Here is an 18741-nt window from a genome sequence, read left to right on the forward strand (position 1 = left end):
GTTGCAAATTCTCCTATTGAGTAGTATTTCATACTTTATCACCTCAATTAAATTATACAACTATATCTATAAAATAATAATATTTTTTTATAGATATTTATAGGTTTGCTTTAACAGTTATTCACCCCTTTACTTAATATTAAAAGTTAATATCAACTAGTTAAGCGTTGTGGTGATTATTACTTATTTTTCTCAACGGATAACAAAGATTTGATGAATAATTTAAAGTTAAATTTTGTTCCCCTATATGTACTTTAATTTTTACTTATAACGTTAAAATAATGTTGGCAATTTTAATGTTGAATAAATTATACTACTTAATATAATTATATTTTCTATAAACTTCCCTCTTTTTGAACTACTACTGTATGCCATAGGAAATTTAAATTTATTGTTTTTTATAGGATATAAAAGTGGCACTCCTTTTCTAGTACACATATCACAAATTAAATGTCCTATATATCCTAACATAAAATAATATTGCAAATTTTTAAAATCGTATGCTTTAGAAAATGCAGCTACAATAAAAGTAGTCATTAACGCGCCAAAAACACTATGCGTAAATCCTGTCCTATGTGGTGATAGTGCTATTAATATAGAGCTTATTCCCATAATTTTAAATATCATAGACCCTTTATATGTTGTATCTAAATAGATTATTAAAATACCTACAAATAGATAAACTACAACTTTTGTCGTATTGTTTCTAAATGGTAACAGATACTTATTAAGTATACTTTTAGGATGATCTATATCAGGAAACATAGACCCAATAATCGTAAATAATAGACTTAATAATACATATTTCCCGGGTAATTTGTCACTAAAATACATAAAGGTTGTTACACCTACACTTAGGTGAGTTTTTCCTGTCATTATATAACACCTCACACCAAATTTCTATTTTTATAAACAAAGCAAAATAAATTTAAATTCAGTTTTGATTTATTGTATATCTTATACAAATTATACTACAAAAGATTAATTTGTATATAAAATCACTACTTTAAGTATATTAAAAAGTAGTAGTATTAAATTATATCATATAAAGGATTATTATCCTCATAATTTAAAAAGACATATCACCTAAAATTATTAGATAATATGTCTTTGTTATTATTTACTCTCCATAGTAACTACTTAACATGTCTTTAGCTACCTCAGCAGCATTTCTTGATGAATTTCCGCCTTCTTCTAGTATGACTGCAAAAGCTATTTCTGGATTTTCATAAGGTGCAAACCCAATAAACCAACTATGTGGAACTTTATCACCACTATCATGATCTGCTGTTCCTGTCTTACCGCAAACTTCAACATTCCATAAATTCGCATTTGTTGCTGTTCCACTAGTGACAACCGTTCTCATATACTGTTGTAAAATCTGTGCTGTTTCTGGAGATATTACTTCTCCTATTTCTTTTGATTCTACTTCTGAAACTTTATTTCCAGATGGATCTATAACTTCCTTAACAACATTAGGTTCCATCATAACACCATCATTTGCAACAGCACTAGCAATTAGTGCCATTTGCATAGGACTTGCTAAAACGCCACTTTGTCCTATACCACTTTGTGCAATATTTCCCTGCTCATATTTTTTATATGTTGGGAAACTACTATCTTCTAATACTAATGTTGAAGATGGAATTTCTTTATTAAAATAAAATTTTTCTGCTGTTTCTTTTAACTTATCATTTCCAAGTTCCATTGCTAAAGTTCCAAAGACCACATTACTTGATACTGAAAAAGCCTGTTCTAAATTTATAGAACCATGTGGTATTCTATCATAGTTTTCCAATGAAGTAGTATCATTAAAGTATATTACACCATCATCTTGAAAAGTTCTAGTTGTTATGTCTGAAATGTTTTCTATTGCTGATATTGCAGTAACAACTTTAAATGTAGACCCCGGCGCATATAATCCTGCAGTTGATCTATTTAAAAACGGAGTTTCTTCATCCTGTGATAATTCATCCCATATTTCCTCTAAGTTATTAGGATTAAATGTTGGTTTAGAAACCATAGCTAACACTTCTCCTGTTTTAGGATTCAATGCCACTACTGATCCCTTTTGATCTCCCAACGCATCATAAGCTGCCAATTGTAACTGCTTATTTAAAGTAGTTACAATACTATTTCCAACTTCATCCTCGTCTTTACCAAAGTATTTTTTCAAGGAAAATTCATCATTTCCACTTAATACTTTATCAAATTTTTTCTCTAATCCACTTAACCCATACACTACATCATAGTAACCTATAACATGTGCAAATTGTTCTGGATATAAATATTTTCTAGTTTGATCAAACTCTCCATTTTTTTCACTACTAGTTAATGCATTCATATCTCTATCAAATATAGTTCCTCTAAGTACTTTATCTCTTTCTGCCTGATGTCTTTTATTAAATGCACTTTCTTTATATTCATCACTTTTAAATACATAAATATAGTTTATATAACTTATTAAAGCTATAAAAAATGCAAGAAAAACTATAAGTACTTTTTTTATGTTATCTGCTATGTTATTTTTTTCATTATTACTCATCTCTATTGCCCTCCTCTGAAATCTTTTGAATAATTCCAAGTGAGAAATAAGTTATTAAAAGAGAACTTCCACCATAACTTACTAGAGGCAATGTTATTCCTGTAAGAGGTATTGCGCCAGTAACACCTCCTATAATAACCAATGCTTGAGAGGCTATCATAGTACTATATCCTACCGCTAATAATCTTGAAAATTTATCTTTAACATATATAGCAGCTCTAATGCACCTATAAAATAATAAAAAGTATATTAACATAACTGCTATACCTGTAAGTATTCCCATTTCTTCACATATAGCTGAAAATATAAAGTCTGTCGTTACAACTGGAACAAATTTAGGATATCCAAGACCTAATCCCGTACCAAAAACTCCACCTTCCGATAAGGATATTAGTCCTTGAACTAATTGTAATCCTTCATTATATCCATACTTCCATGGATCTTTCCATATCATAACCCTAACCCTAACATGACCAAATAAGAAATAACCTGCTACTGCTCCAATTACAAATAGTCCTAATGATATTAAAACATATTTTTTCTTAGAAGTAGCAATGTATAACATAGTCACTGAAATTCCAAAAAATATCAATGCAGATCCCAAGTCTGTTTGTAATAGCATAAACATTAGACATATTGCTACTACTGCCGCTGGCTCTGCTAAGCTTAGTATATTATTTACACTTAAATTTCTATTTTTTATCTTTTCATTTTTTATCTTTTCATTTTTTATTTCTTCATTTTTTATTTCTTCATTATTTTCAGCACTGGTTTCTTGTAACTGTTTTATCTCTTCTTTTTTACTTTCTAATTTTGAATTTGCTTTATTAAAAAGCCTTCTTACATAACTAGGCACCTGTCCATAATCCTTTAAAGCAGATGCTAAATAAGCTACTAAAGTTATTTTACCAAACTCAGATGGTTGAAAAGTAAATCCAGCTATTGATACCCAGTTCTTTGCTCCACCAATTGTTTGACCTAATAGTGTACCCATTGACATAAATACTATGGTTATAACCAAATAAATATATTTATAGTTACTAAAACTTTTAAGATCTGGAAGTATTACAACAACCATTATAAATGCTGCTATTCCAATAGTAAAAAATATTATTTGTTTTGCAGCCAAAAATGTTCTAGTTCCTTCTTCAATAAAAGCACCTCCTGATATAGGAATATCTAATCTTGAAAGCATTGCTATTCCTATAACCGCCAAAAGATTAGAAAATAATAATATATATTTATCTCCATCAGGATAAAATTTTCTTATTATAAAGTGGGAATATCCTAATAGCCCACACATCATACCTCCCATAACAAGAGATACCTTATCAAAGGTTGGTGAAATTACGGTTACATTAACAAAGAGTATCACTGTTAATAAATAAGTAAATCTTAAGACTCGTTTTTCTTCTTTTAAGTTATGCATAACCTTCTCCTTTCACCATCTTTAGTTAATAACTTTAAATTCTGATGATCCAATTTTAATTATATATCCTTTTTTCAAGGCTATTTTATTGGAGACTGCTCTATCATTTACAAAGGTACCATTTGTACTTTTCAGGTCTTCTAATATGTACTCACCATTTTTCATATATATTTTCATATGATGAGACGATGCATATTTGTCTTTTAGAACAACAGTATTGTCTTCTGCCCTACCCATTGTAAGTTGTTCATTTAATGGGATAACAGAACCTTCTTGTAAATTTGGATTTTGTCCTTGTTTTATAATCTCTAATCCAAATTTAAGTCTACTAGTTTTTCTCGGTTTCTTTTTGCCTTCATTTTTTACATCTTTGTACATAATTTTTAGAGCATAAAAAATAATACAATAAATTATTATAACGATTATTATTTTAAATATAAAACTTAAATTGGCCATAGGCATTACTCCTTATAGTAAATAAAACAACATTTTTAATGCTGTTTTATTCAGTATTTTATTAGTTTTTATTGCTTTTCATGTCAATTATAACATCTTTTTTAGATATTGTCCTGTATAAGAACTATTACACTTACATATATCTTCTGGACTTCCTGTGCACAATATAGTTCCACCTTTTTCTCCACCCTCTGGACCTAAATCTATAATATAATCAGAGCACTTTATAACATCTAAATTATGTTCAATAACAACTACTGTATTACCACTATCAACTAGTCTTTGTAATATTCCTATTAGTTTATTTACATCATCTATATGCAATCCAGTAGTAGGCTCATCCAATATATATAATGTTTTACCTGTACTTCTTTTAGATAATTCATATGCAAGTTTTATTCTTTGCGCTTCTCCTCCAGATAATGTAGTTGAAGGTTGACCTAACCTTATATAGCCTAATCCAACATCCATTAAAGTTGCAAGCTTATTAACTATTCTTGTGTGATTTTCAAAGAACTTAATTGCCTCTTCCACTGTCATTTCTAATATGTCATTTATACTTTTGCCCTTATATTTCACTTCTAAAGTTTCTCTATTATATCTCTTTCCCTTACAAACCTCACATGGCACATAAACATCTGATAAGAACTGCATCTCTATTTTTATTATTCCATCGCCTTTACATGCCTCGCATCTACCACCTTTAACATTAAAGCTAAATCTCCCTGGTTTATATCCTCTCATCTTAGCTTCTGGAACAGTAGAAAACACTTCTCTTATCAAATCAAAGGTACCTGTATATGTTGCTGGATTACTTCTTGGTGTTCTTCCTATTGGACTTTGGTCTATATTTATAATTTTATCTATTTGATCATAGCCTTTAATTTCTTTATATAATCCAGGTATTTTTTTAGAATTATTTAAAATTTTATTTAATCCTTTATATAATATTTCATTAACAAGTGTACTTTTACCTGAACCTGATACACCTGTAACAGATACTAATACTCCTAATGGAAAGTCTACAGTTACATTTTTCAAATTATTTTGTTTAGCACCAACAACTGTTATCTTTCTATCCTGTGGTTTTCTAAACTCTTTTGGAACTTGAACTTTCTTTTTACCACTTAGGTATTGACCTGTTATAGAATTATCACATTTCATTATTTCTTCAATACTTCCTGCAGCTACAATGTTTCCACCATGCTCTCCAGCTTTAGGACCTATATCTACTATAAAATCTGCAGCTTTCATAGTATCTTCATCATGTTCAACTATAACTAATGTATTGCCTAAATCTCTTAAATGTTTAAGTGTTTTTATTAATCTATCATTATCCCTTTGATGAAGTCCTATACTTGGTTCATCAAGTATATATAATACTCCCATTAAACTTGATCCTATTTGAGTTGCTAATCTTATTCTTTGTGCCTCTCCTCCTGATAAACTTCCAGAAGAACGTGTTAAGTTTAAATAGTTTAATCCTACATCTATCAAAAATGTTAATCTGCTTCTTATTTCCTTTAAAATTTGTTCTGCAATAACTTTATTCTTCTCTGATAATTTTAATTCATCTAAGAATTTTAATTCATCATTTATAGCCATTATACAAAATTCAAATATATTTTTTTCTCCCACTGTTACAGATAATGCTTCTTTACTTAAACGTGCACCTTTGCATTTTGGACATGGATTATCACTCATATATTGCTCTATTTCTCTTTTTATATAATCAGAATTACTCTCAAAGTATCTACGTTTTAAATTATTTATTACTCCTTCATAATCATGATTATATATTCCTGTCCTAAATTCTTTAGTATATTCTACTTTTACTCTCTTCCCATTAGTTCCATATAATATTATATCTAAGACTTCTCTTGGTAATTTTTCTATTGGTGTATCTAAAGAAAATTTATATTCTTTACTAAGAGCCTTTAATATAGAAAATGTCCATGAATCTTCTTTTAAACTACTATCTCCAAATGTAACTATTGCTCCTTCAAGTATGCTTTTGCTTTTATCAGGAATTATTAGATTTTCATCTATTTCCATCAATGTACCTAGACCATCACATTTATCACACTTTCCAAAAGGAGAATTAAATGAAAACATTCTAGGTGACATTTCTCCTATGCTAATTCCACATTCTATACAAGCAAAATGTTCACTAAATAATATATCTTCACCATCTATTACATTTACTATAATTAGACCTTCTCCTAATTTTAAGGCAGTTTCTATAGAATCCGCTAACCTTGATTCTATATCTTCTTTTACAACTAGTCTATCTATAATAACTTCTATAGTATGTTTTTTATTTTTTTCTAGATTTATTTCTTCTTCTATTAAATCTACTATAGTTCCATCTATTCTAGCTCTCACATAACCATTCTTTTTTATATTTTCTATGATTTTTACATGTTCTCCTTTTTTACCTCTAACTATAGGTGCTAGAATTTGTATTTTAGTCCTATGTTCTAAATTCATTATTTGGTCAACCATTTGATCTACAGTTTGTTGAGTTATTACTTTTCCACATTTAGGACAATGAGGAGTTCCAACTCTTGCATATAATAATCTTAAATAATCATATATTTCTGTTATTGTACCTACTGTTGACCTTGGATTTCTACTTGTAGTTTTTTGATCAATTGATATTGCTGGAGATAAACCTTCAATATATTCTACATCTGGTTTATTCATTTGCCCTAAAAACTGTCTTGCATAGGCAGACAATGACTCAACATAACGCCTTTGACCTTCTGCATACAATGTATCAAATGCTAAGGAAGATTTTCCTGATCCTGAAAGTCCTGTAAATACAACAAACTTATCTCTTGGAATTTCTAAGTCAACATTTTTTAGATTATGTACTTTTGCTCCTTTTATAAAAATTTTATCTCTCATTACTTTCTCCTCTAATTTTCTAATTTTTCTTCTAGTCATATAAAAGCAACTAAACTTCTACTTATTTTCATTACTTTTTTGAATATTACTTAATTGTTGTATTCTATCTCTTAACTCAGCAGCACGTTCAAATTGTAAATCTTTAGCTGCTAATTTCATTTCTTCTTCCAATTTTTCTATTTCTTTTGTTATATCAACTTCATTGTTATCTAATTGTGGACTATATTCAAGGGTTTCTTCTGCAACTGTGGATATTTCTATTATTTCTCTGATATCCTTAATTATTGTTCTAGGTACAATGTTATGTTTTTCATTAAATCTATTTTGTATTTCTCTTCTTCTTACAGTTTCATCTATAGCTTTTTTCATAGATTTTGTTATCCTATCTCCATACATTATAACCTTACTTTCCGAATTTCTTGCAGCCCTACCTGTAGTTTGTATTAAAGATGTCTCAGAACGTAAGAATCCTTCTTTATCTGCATCTAATATTGCCACAAGTGCTACTTCTGGAATATCTAATCCTTCCCTTAAAAGGTTTATTCCAACTAATACATCAAACTCACCTATTCTTAAATCTCTTATTATTTTCATTCTTTCCATAGTATCAATATCTGAATGTAAATATGTAGTTTTAATGCCTAAATCCTTTAAATATTTTGTTAAATCTTCTGCCATCCTTTTAGTTAAAGTTGTTACTAATATCCTAAAACCTTTTGAAATTGTTTCTTTAATTTCACCATACAAATCATCAATTTGCCCCTTTATTGGCCTTACCTCTATTTCTGGATCTAAAAGTCCTGTAGGTCTTATTATTTGTTCTGCAACCTCTTGTGAATGTTCATTTTCATAAGGGCCCGGTGTGGCGCTTACAAAAACTACTTGATTAAGCTTTTCTTCAAATTCTTCAAATTTTAAAGGTCTATTATCATAGGCGGAAGGAAGTCTAAATCCATACTCTACTAAAGATGTTTTTCTTGACTTATCTCCTCCATACATAGCTCTAATTTGTGGAAGAGTAACATGACTTTCATCTATAAACAAAAGAAAATCATCTGGAAAGAAATCCATTAATGTTTGTGGTGGAGTTCCTTTTGCTCTTCCATCTAATATTCTAGAATAATTTTCTATTCCTGTACAATAACCAACTTCTCTAATCATTTCTATATCAAAATTAGTTCTTTGTTTCAATCTTTGAGCTTCTAATAGCTTATCCTGATTTTTAAGTTCTTCTAATCTTTCCTCAAGTTCTATTTCTATTTGCTCTATTGCTATCTCTAATTTTTCTTTTGAAGTAGCAAAGTGTGATGCTGGGAATATAGATACATGCTTCATTCCTGAAATTATCTCACCAGTTAAAACATCAAATTCTCTTATTTTATCTACTTCATCTCCGAAAAACTCTACTCTAATTCCTTTATTGGTTGATGATACTGGAAATATATCTAAAACATCACCTCTTACTCTAAAAGTTCCTCTAACAAAGTTTATATCATTTCTTTCATACTGTATATCAATCAATTTTCTAATTACTTCATTCCTGTCTTTTTCCATACCTTCTCTTATTGACACAGTAAGTTTTTTATATTCCTCAGGGTTACCTAAACCATATATACAAGATACAGATGCCACAACTATAACATCTTCTCTCTCTAACAACGAAGCTGTGGCTGAATGTCTTAGTTTATCTATCTCATCATTTATACTGGCATCTTTTTCAATGTAGGTGTCAGTTTGGGCTACATAAGCTTCTGGTTGATAATAATCATAATAAGAAACAAAATATTCAACAGCACTGTTAGGAAAAAACTCTTTAAATTCTGAACATAACTGTGCTGCTAAAGTTTTATTATGAGCTAAAACCAAAGTAGGTTTTTGAACATTTTCTATTATGTTGGCCATGGTAAATGTTTTTCCTGAGCCAGTTACACCTAATAAAGTTTGAAACTTTTTGCTATTTTTTATACTCTTAGTAAGCTTTTCAATAGCTTTGGGTTGATCTCCCATTGGCTTAAATTTGGAATGTATTTTAAACTCACCCATATAGATACCCCTCTCTTTACTGTAATTAGTTTTCTATATTAATTATCAGATTTATCTCTTTCCTTAATCTTTCTTAATATATCTTCAAAAGTATTTTCAATTTTTAAGACCTTGTTTTTATTGGGTATAACCCTTGGAACTATTACTATTCCAGGTCTTATTTTTTTTTCAACAGTTTCATTTATAAATAATTTTTCTGTTCCTCTTTTTATTTCCATATAAAGATTGTTCGGAACTTGCTCCATAAATTTAAAAATGAATTCATCATCATTCATGTCTAAATTGTTTATATTTAAAATTATATCTTTTGACCTCAATCCTATTTTTTCACCAAAAGAATTTTTAGCAACATCTAGAATCATAATTCCTTCATTATCACTAATATATATAGGTTCTCCATTAACCTCTCTTTTCCTTTGAATTTTTAACATTAATTCATGAGCTATTGGCATGAACAATATTAACAAAAATTTAGCTATAACTCCTATTTTTGCAATAGGTGCCAATATTATTAATATTAATCCGTATAAAGATATATATAATCCTGACATCAACGTCTTTTTCCCTTTTGTTTTTGTAAAAGTAACTGATGTATAACCAACTACAGTATATAAGGGAAGTGCCGCTAGTACTACTGTTTCAAATAAAATTTTATTTTCTTTATGATTTAATAAAGGCCACCAAATTGGAGTATTAATAACATCGCCTGTAACACCGTGATTATTTGCTATAGCCATAAGTAATACTACTGGAAGAGCCCATAATCTCTTAAAAGCAAAACCACCTACAATTTTATTATCTCTACTTCCAAAAATAGGTATAGCACCTCTTTTTCCGTCAACCATAACTAGAATACCTTCTACAAAATGCATAATACCAATTAAAGCTACTAAATTAATTATATCCACTACAAAAATATTAATTTCTGGTTTATTTATAAGTACTCCTATTAATGAAAATATCAAAGAGAATAGGCCTAAAATAGCACCTGAATAAGAAAGACATATAAATCTCGGATTAACCATCATTAGAATTATGGATATTATAAATATAATATATACATTAGACTGTGCATCAAAATTAATACCTAAAAGAGTTATAAGTATACTAGCTAATGCTCCTCCAAATATTCCTATAACAATTTGGGATATTGTTAACTCAAAGGCAGAAACATTTTTTTGTCCCATCACCATATATTCAATTTTATTATTTCTTTTATTTTTTAAATAGAAAATAAATCCAAGTAATATTAAAAACATTGAATATGTAGGATTTACAAGTGCATATGCTACTTGAGTTAAAGTGTGTTTTAAAAGTTCCATATAAAAATCCCCCTAATCATGTTGTAAATTTACAATTGTCGCTATAATTATATTAATATATCATAAATATTTGCTAAAACAAATAATTGTTCAATAATCTTTATTAATTATAACTTATATTTTTATTTTTAGTATAATTAATTTTAAAATTATATACTTAAAATTATTTCAAACATATAAAAAATACTATATAAAAATTTTAAAGTGTACTTTGTGAAAAACATTATAACCTGTTTTTAGTAATGCAGTCATTATTATTAGCTTTTATTCATGTGTATAGTTCCAAGTTGAATTTTAAAATCATCCATTTCAAAACTTGGATACCCAAAATAGTGAGACATGCTCCGAAGTACTTATAATTCAATACTACATTTTATATGAAAATATTTTAAAGTTATTGAATAAATTCAAATGAGAGCTTGCTTTCCTATAGAATTTCACAATATAAACAAATAATTTGACCTATTATTTTATTTAATATCCCTTATATAAAAATAACCAGTTAATTAATGAGTTATTTTCATAATACATGGAAAGGGTTGTAAAAATAAACCTTTCTATGTATTGTATTTAAAAATCATCTCATCACTAACTAGTTATTCTTGTAAACTATTTTATTTTTTCTCTTGCTATTTCTAAGGCTTTTTTAAGTTGTGGATCATTCTCTCTAGAATAAGCTTTTTCTTTTAGCTCATCTGGATATTTAACATTAACATCTGGTTCTATTCCTAAACCATGAATGTTTTTTCCATTTGGAGTAAAGTATTTAGAAATAGTAACTTTTAATGCAGTACCATCTCCAAATCCATCTTGATCTCTATAAAATGTAGTTTGAACTACACCTTTACCAAAAGTTTTCTCACCTACAATAGTTGCAACACCATAATCTTTAAGTGCTCCTATAAATATTTCTGATGCACTAGCACTATTTCCATCACATAATACAGTAATAGGGACTCCTATACTATTTCCACCTACTGAATTATAATCTTTTCTATTTCCATTTTTATCTTCAGTGTAAACTATTGTTTTCCCTTGTTCTACGAACTGTGAACTCATTTCAACTGTTTGGTCTAAAAGTCCACCTGGATTTTCTCTTAAATCTATTACTAAACTTTTCATGCCATCTTTTGATAAATTAGCTAAAGCATTTTCAAAGTTTTTAGCTGTATGCTCATCAAACATAGATACTTGTATATATCCTACCTTATCTTCAATCATTTCATAATTTACAGTAACTAAATCTATTTGTTTTCTAACTACATCTATATTCATTTGTTCTTCTGCTCTAGAAACAACTAATTTTACAGTTTCTCCTTCTTTACCTTTCATCATAGATGTCGCTTTATCTACCTCATTACCTGTTACTGGTGTGTCATTTACTGACATTATAATATCACCAGCCATAACTCCCGCCTCTTTTGCAGGAGAATTTTCAAATGTTGATACTACAACTATATTATTTTCTTTAACCCCTATTTGTATCCCTAACCCAACATAGCTTCCTCCAGTTTGAGTTGTAAACTCAGTGAACTCTTTTTGATTCATATATGTTGTATACGGATCGCCAAGTGCAGCAGCCATTCCTTTAGCCGCACCCTCTATTAAATTGTCTTGATTTATTTCTCCTATATAATATTTATCTATTTTATCCTTAACTGTGTATAACTTTTCAAAAGCTAAGATATTTTGAAAGGTCTTTTGACTTACTACAACTTTTCCATTAGGTAATCTAACTGAACCCATTGTAACTACAAATGCAGTAATTATATTAGTTAAAATTAATAATAGCACCGTATATGTAATGGATTTACTTCGTCTATTACTTTTCTTGTTATTTTCCCCTATGTGAGCTAACTCTTTCTTTTCATCACTCATTTTCTTCACTCCTTAAATTCACATATATATATTATTTATGTAAATACTTAATAATTATAACATTTTTTTATTAATCTTTACATTATATATATTTTCTACTACTTATTTTTAAAGTACTAGTATAGTATATGTTTTAAATAGAAAATAATTTATTATTAACTATTTATTTATAAAAAAAGTGCTATCTTTAATTAGATAGCACTTTAAAACTAAAATTTCGAACTAAACTTTTAAGAATTTTCTCATAGATAATATACTTCCTATAGAACCTATTAAAATTCCTCCTAATATAAATTCCCATATTAGAACTTTAAATATGTAACTACTTGATATAAGTGAAAATCCTAAAAATGCATTAGCGGATTTTGATTGTAATAGAGCATATCCACAAAATACAATTAGAATTGATAATAATGCTCCTATTACACCGAGTATTACACCTTCTATTATAAATGGCCATCTTATAAACCAATCAGTTGCTCCTACATATTTCATTATTCCAATTTCACGTTTCCTAGAAAATACTGTTATTTTTATAGTATTTCCTATAAGGAATAATGACACTAATATGAATACAGCAGACCCAATTAACCCAGCTATAGTAACTGAATTGGTTATCTTAGTTACTTGACTTATTAAGTCCCTAGCATCTTTAACTTTTTCTATTCCAGAAAGACTATCAATTGATTTTACAACATTATCTATAGCCTCTGGATTTTTAACTCTAACTATATATGAACTTGGAAATGGATTCTTTTTATCAAATCCAGCCATTAAAGATTTTTCTGTATCATCTAATTGATTTTTCACATTATCTAAAGCTTGATCTTTACTTTCAAGTCTTACTTCTACTACACCAGGTGTAGCCTTTAAAGTTTTTTCAAGCTTTTCTAGTTCTTCTTTTTTTATATCATCTTTCAAGTAAACTCTAGCTTCTACTTTAGAGCCTAATTCATCTACAGCTTTATTTACATTTACTATTACAAGAGATACTATACCAAATATAAAAAATGTAGCTGCAACAGTGGCAACGGATGCCATACTTAATGTTTTGTTTCTAATAATACTTTTAAATGAGTCTTTAAAAAAATATTTAACTGAATCAAGCTTCATATCCGTATTTACCCCTTTCCTCATCTCTTGCTACAGTTCCTTTTTCTATAGCTATAACTCTTTTCTTCATTGTATCAACAATATCTTTAGCATGAGTAGCCATAACAACTGTAGTTCCTGCTCTATTTATATCACTTATAATATCCATTATTTCTAATGAAGTCTCAGGATCTAAGTTTCCAGTAGGCTCGTCCGCAATTAAAAGTGCCGGACTATTAACAATAGCTCTAGCTATTGATATTCTTTGTTGCTCTCCCCCAGATAATTCATTTGGGAATGATTTATATTTTTTAGAAAGCCCTACCATAGATAATACTAGTGGTACTTTTTTATGTATTTCTTTATCAGATGCACCTATAACTCTTAATGCAAAGGCAACATTTTCATAAACATTTAGAGTTGGTATTAGCCTAAAGTCTTGGAAAACAACACCTATCTTCCTTCTGTAAAAAGGAATTTGCTTGCGTGTTACTTCTGTTAAATCAGTTCCATCTACCATTACTGATCCTGCAGTAGGATCAACCTCTTTTAATAGCATTTTTATAAAAGTTGATTTTCCCGATCCACTTGGTCCTACTAAAAAAACAAACTCACCTTTATTAATTTCTATATTTAAATTTGATAATGCTAAAACATTATTGTTATACACTTTCGTAACATTTTTAAATTCTATCATTTCCTAGTCTTCACACTCCTATCTTAATGAAAATAACAATCATTGGACTTTTATTCACTTCATTATAGCACAACTTTCTATTATATTGTTTAATAATAGAAAAAATTTTATCGAATTGCAATAGAAATAGGAAAAAAAATAGTGGCAAATATGTAAATCATATTCCACTATTTATATATCCTTTATACCTTATGCATTATTACATCTAATATTAATGAATAACTTAACACATATACACTTGTAGACAATATAGCTCCTATTAGGTTAAACTTTCCATAATACTTACGCCATTGATTTTGATGATTTAATGGTTCCATAGTACTTGGTTTCATAAAAGCAATTGCTGATATGGCTAGTCCAAAACACGAACACCAAATTCCAGTAAACATAATAAATTTAAACACTTCATTAAGTGATAGCTGTGTCTCTCCTAATAAACAATATAATACCCCAATTACAGCTCCTAATATAGCCATAATTAAATAAACTATAATCGATATCTTAAAACTTCTAAAAAGATCTTTAAGTATTAATCTTGTTTTTGATAATTTATTTTCATAATTCATCGTAGTCCCCCCAAATTGTAATTTACTGTTAATATATAAATAATTTTATCATAATATTGATAAATAAGAATCCAAAATTCAAACTTTTGTTTCACTATAGGGTTTCAAGTTAAATTTTAAACTTATTCATTTATCAAATGAGAAAACTCAAATTAATATTTTATCAATAACTAACAGATTGTTTTAGTTAAGAGTGAATAGTTAACAGTTATGGTTATTACTACTCACTTCGTTCCTAGTAATTCTCAACGTACTTTTTTTATAATTTTAAGTTATTTTATCATATTGTTTTGTAAAAGTCATTATTTTCTGTTAATTGAATAGTAATTTAACTTATTATATTAAAATTTTTCATCTTATAACCTTTATCCTTTAAAGTAATAAAATATTATTATAGAATATTATTATATTACCTTAAAATATTTATAATAAGGAGAATAAAATTTATGTCTATAATTGCTTTAATAATAGGAATTACTTTAATAATATATTTTCTATTAATAAACTTGCATTTTGGTAAAGTTTCTTTTAGTATAAATTTATTTATTTTAGGATTAATCCTAATTCTATATTACTATAATAAAGATTTTTTAATTAATACTACTATTTTTAAGATTTTGTATCCTTTTTTAATATTACTTTTTATACTATTTATTATTTTAGAAATTTTTATTATCTATTTTAGCCTTTCTAAAAATGTTTTACATTGCGATTATGTCTTAATTCTTGGCGCTGGTCTTAAAAATAACAAACCTAGCAAAACATTACAATATAGATTAGATTCTGCTATTTACTATGTTAACAATTATAATAATGAATGTAAAATAATCCTATCTGGTGGTGTAGGTTACAATGAAACCATTTCTGAATCCTTAGCAATGAAAACTTATTTAATTAATAGTGGAATTGATGAAAATAGGTTGATATTAGAAGAAGATTCTAAGAACACATTCGAAAATCTGAAATATTCAAAAATTAAAATTTTAAATGATAATAATGATTTTTCTAAGATAAAAATTAAAATAGTAACTAGTGACTTTCACTGTTTTAGAACTCATATATTAAGTAAAAAAAATAACTATAAAAATATAACTTTTTATAGTAGTAACAGTAATATATTATTGAAACCAAACTATTTTATAAGAGAATTTTTTGCCATAGTAAAATCTATATTTTTTTGTTAATAAAAAACGAAATGCTACATAATATTATATAGCATTTCGTTTTTATTCTAATTTTTATTTTAGTTCTAATCCTTTTTTTACAGCTTTAACTATTTCTTTTGCTGTTAATCCATATTTCTCTAATAATTCAGCAGGTTTACCACTTTCACCAAATGTATCTTTTACACCTACTCTTAAAACTGGAACTGGATATGATGAAGTAACCACTTCTGCAACTGCAGAACCTAGTCCACCTATAATACTATGCTCTTCAGCTGTAATAATTACGCCTGTTTCTTTTGCAGAGTTTGAAATAGCTTCTACATCTATAGGTTTAATAGTATGTATGTTTAATACACTTACTTTTATTCCTTCTTCACTTAAAATGTTAGCTGCTTCTAAAGCTGCATCAACCATTATTCCTGTTGCTACTATAGTAGCTTCTTTTCCTTCTCTTAATTTAATTGCTTTACCTATTTCAAATTTATAATCTTCATTTGTATTTATTTGTGGAACACCACTTCTTCCAAGTCTAACATAACAAGGTCCATTATACTTAGCAACTGCTTCTATAGCAGCTTCTGCTTCTTTTGCATCACTAGGACTTATAACAACCATATTAGGTATACTTCTCATAAGTGCTATATCTTCAATAGCTTGATGTGACGCTCCATCTTCTCCAACAGTTAATCCAGCATGTGTTGCACAAACTTTAACATTTAACTTTGGATAGCATATAGAGTTTCTTATTTGTTCAAATCCTCTACCTGCTGCAAACATTGCAAATGTACTTACAAAAGGTATTTTGCCACAACTAGCTAATCCAGCTGCAACTGACATCATGTTTCCTTCTGCTATACCCATATTAAAGAATCTTTCTTCGCATACTTTTTTAAAATCTGCTGTTTTAGTTGATTTTGATAAATCTGCATCTAAAACAACTATATTTTCATTTTCTAAACCTATTTTTGCAAGTGTTTTTCCATATGCTTCTCTTGTAGCTATTTTACTCATTACTCTTCCCCTCCTATTTCTTTTAATGCTAAATCGCATTGTTCCTTACTAGGAGCTGATCCATGCCAACCTGCTTGGTTTTCCATAAATGATACGCCTTTACCTTTTACAGTCTTGCATACTATCATTGTAGGCTGTCCTTTAACAGTTTTTGCTTTTTCTATAGCTTCTTTTATAGCTTTTAAATCATGACCATCTTCTAAAACTAGTACATTCCATCCAAAAGCTTCAAATTTATCAGCTATTGGATTTGGATTCATAACTTTAGATATATCCCCATCTATTTGTAGTCCATTAAAATCTACAAATGCAGTTAAATTATCTAATTTATAATGAGCAGCACACATTGCAGCTTCCCACACTTGACCTTCTTGAAGCTCTCCATCACCTAAAACAGTATAGACTCTATAACTTTTTTCATCTATTTTTCCTGCCAAAGCCATTCCAACTGCTGTTGATACACCTTGACCTAAAGATCCTGTTGACATATCAACACCAGGAACATAGTTCATATTGGGATGTCCTTGAAGCATTGCTCCTGTTTTTCTTAAACTCATTAATTCTTCTTTTTCAAAAAATCCTTTTTCTGCTAACGTACTATATAGTACTGGAGCTGCATGACCTTTTGAAAGAACAAATCTATCCCTATTTGGGTCATGTATATTTTTAGGATCAATATTCATTTCATTAAAATATAAAGTAGTTAAAATTTCTACTGATGATAATGATCCACCTGGATGACCTGACGCTGACTCAGTTAACATTGTAACTATGTCTTTTCTTATTTCTTTAGCAATATTTTGTAATTGGTCTAGTGTTTTTTCCATACCAATACCTCCTAGATTATCTTCTATTAAATATTATAACAATTTTCTACCTTTTAACAACTATTTATATTTACAAATAGTAACTTAACCCTTTTATTATTTGCATATTAATTTATTTTAATATATAAAATACCACTTTAATTATAAAATAAGATTTCAAAAATACATTTTAACTTATACATAAAGGCTCTGACATGTTTATTTCAATTTATTTTACACATTTAATTTTTAATAAATACATTTCATAATCTATACTTAATATTTCTCACTTAATAAATTTTAATTAGAGTTTTTACCATTCTGGAATTATCCAAGTTTTGTGATAAAAATCTTTTCAAATTTCCAATCCTATATAAAAAAGCAGTTAAAATATAGAATATAATTACTATACTTAACTGCTTTTTATGTTATATAAACTTTAATTATTTTTATTTTTATGCTTCAAATCTAAACTAAGCATTAATGAAATATCAACCTTTTCCATATCCTCTTTAGTCATATGACCAATCTTTTCTTTTAACCTTCTTTTATCTAAGGTTCTTATTTGTTCTAATAAAACTACAGAATCTTTATTTAATCCATAGTCTTCTGAAGATATCTCAACATGAGTTGGAAGCTTAGCTTTATTAATTTGCGAGGTAATTGCTGCTACAATTACAGTAGGGCTATATCTATTCCCTATATCATTCTGAATAATTATAACAGGTCTCACACCTCCTTGTTCCGATCCAACAACTGGACTTAAATCTGCATAAAATATATCTCCTCTTTTCACAACAGTTGTCATTAGGCAATTCAC

Annotated in this window: 15 protein-coding genes; 1 reads left to right on the top strand and 14 read right to left on the bottom strand. The window is 28.1% G+C overall.

Going from position 1 to position 18741, the window contains the following annotated elements; genetic code table 11:
- Positions 1-273: 273 nt before the first annotated feature.
- The 11 genes from AZI32_RS12140 to AZI32_RS12190 form a co-directional block, all read right to left on the bottom strand.
- A complete protein-coding gene (locus tag AZI32_RS12140; RefSeq protein WP_061996097.1) occupies positions 274-876 on the bottom strand; it encodes a metal-dependent hydrolase in 603 nt (200 codons plus the stop codon).
- Positions 877-1120: 244 nt separating this feature from the next.
- On the bottom strand, positions 1121-2545 hold the full coding sequence (locus AZI32_RS12145) for a penicillin-binding protein 2 (protein WP_061996098.1): 1425 nt from the start codon (positions 2543-2545) through the stop codon (positions 1121-1123).
- Positions 2538-3974 (bottom strand): FtsW/RodA/SpoVE family cell cycle protein, encoded by a 1437-nt coding sequence (locus tag AZI32_RS12150; RefSeq protein ID WP_061996099.1) that lies wholly within the window; start codon positions 3972-3974, stop codon positions 2538-2540. Before AZI32_RS12150 ends, AZI32_RS12145 begins: the two co-directional genes overlap by 8 nt.
- 21 nt (positions 3975-3995) lie before the next feature.
- Complete coding sequence (locus AZI32_RS12155) at positions 3996-4436, bottom strand: FHA domain-containing protein (RefSeq protein WP_061996100.1); 441 nt, start codon at positions 4434-4436, stop codon at positions 3996-3998.
- Between the two features lie 81 nt (positions 4437-4517).
- Positions 4518-7340 carry an excinuclease ABC subunit UvrA gene (gene uvrA / locus AZI32_RS12160; RefSeq protein ID WP_061996101.1) on the bottom strand — a complete coding sequence of 941 codons (2823 nt, stop codon included), beginning with the start codon at positions 7338-7340 and terminating at the stop codon, positions 4518-4520.
- Between the two features lie 57 nt (positions 7341-7397).
- Complete coding sequence (uvrB, locus tag AZI32_RS12165) at positions 7398-9383, bottom strand: excinuclease ABC subunit UvrB (protein WP_061996102.1); 1986 nt, start codon at positions 9381-9383, stop codon at positions 7398-7400.
- Between the two features lie 38 nt (positions 9384-9421).
- A complete protein-coding gene (locus AZI32_RS12170) occupies positions 9422-10705 on the bottom strand; it encodes a hypothetical protein (RefSeq protein WP_242865300.1) in 1284 nt (427 codons plus the stop codon).
- Positions 10706-11314: 609 nt separating this feature from the next.
- Positions 11315-12583 carry a S41 family peptidase gene (locus AZI32_RS12175; RefSeq protein WP_082761239.1) on the bottom strand — a complete coding sequence of 423 codons (1269 nt, stop codon included), beginning with the start codon at positions 12581-12583 and terminating at the stop codon, positions 11315-11317.
- 222 nt (positions 12584-12805) lie between these two features.
- A complete protein-coding gene (ftsX, locus tag AZI32_RS12180; protein ID WP_061996103.1) occupies positions 12806-13696 on the bottom strand; it encodes a permease-like cell division protein FtsX in 891 nt (296 codons plus the stop codon).
- Positions 13686-14372 (bottom strand): cell division ATP-binding protein FtsE, encoded by a 687-nt coding sequence (gene ftsE / locus AZI32_RS12185; RefSeq protein ID WP_061996104.1) that lies wholly within the window; start codon positions 14370-14372, stop codon positions 13686-13688. The genes ftsX and ftsE overlap by 11 nt, the downstream gene beginning before the upstream one ends.
- 182 nt (positions 14373-14554) lie before the next feature.
- The gene (locus AZI32_RS12190; RefSeq protein ID WP_061996105.1) at positions 14555-14938 is read right to left on the bottom strand and encodes a hypothetical protein; all 384 of its coding nucleotides are present in this window, start codon (positions 14936-14938) and stop codon (positions 14555-14557) included.
- A gap of 446 nt (positions 14939-15384) precedes the next feature.
- On the opposite strand from AZI32_RS12190, the gene AZI32_RS12195 reads away from it, so the two are divergent.
- Positions 15385-16122, top strand: a complete 738-nt coding sequence (locus tag AZI32_RS12195) for a YdcF family protein (protein WP_061996106.1) — start codon at positions 15385-15387, stop codon at positions 16120-16122.
- A gap of 54 nt (positions 16123-16176) precedes the next feature.
- Here the strand turns inward: AZI32_RS12195 and AZI32_RS12200 are convergent, their stop codons facing one another.
- The 3 genes from AZI32_RS12200 to AZI32_RS12210 form a co-directional block, all read right to left on the bottom strand.
- Positions 16177-17115, bottom strand: a complete 939-nt coding sequence (locus tag AZI32_RS12200) for a transketolase family protein (RefSeq protein WP_010294741.1) — start codon at positions 17113-17115, stop codon at positions 16177-16179.
- Positions 17115-17942, bottom strand: a complete 828-nt coding sequence (locus AZI32_RS12205; protein ID WP_061996107.1) for a transketolase — start codon at positions 17940-17942, stop codon at positions 17115-17117. The genes AZI32_RS12200 and AZI32_RS12205 overlap by 1 nt, the downstream gene beginning before the upstream one ends.
- Positions 17943-18360: 418 nt before the next feature.
- Positions 18361-18729 (bottom strand): type II toxin-antitoxin system PemK/MazF family toxin, encoded by a 369-nt coding sequence (locus tag AZI32_RS12210; protein WP_010294745.1) that lies wholly within the window; start codon positions 18727-18729, stop codon positions 18361-18363.
- Positions 18730-18741: the final 12 nt, after the last annotated feature.

Origin of the sequence: Clostridium sp. ATCC 25772 (assembly GCF_001573875.1) — a bacterium.
Classification (GTDB): Bacteria; Bacillota; Clostridia; order Clostridiales; family Clostridiaceae; genus Clostridium_J; species Clostridium_J senegalense.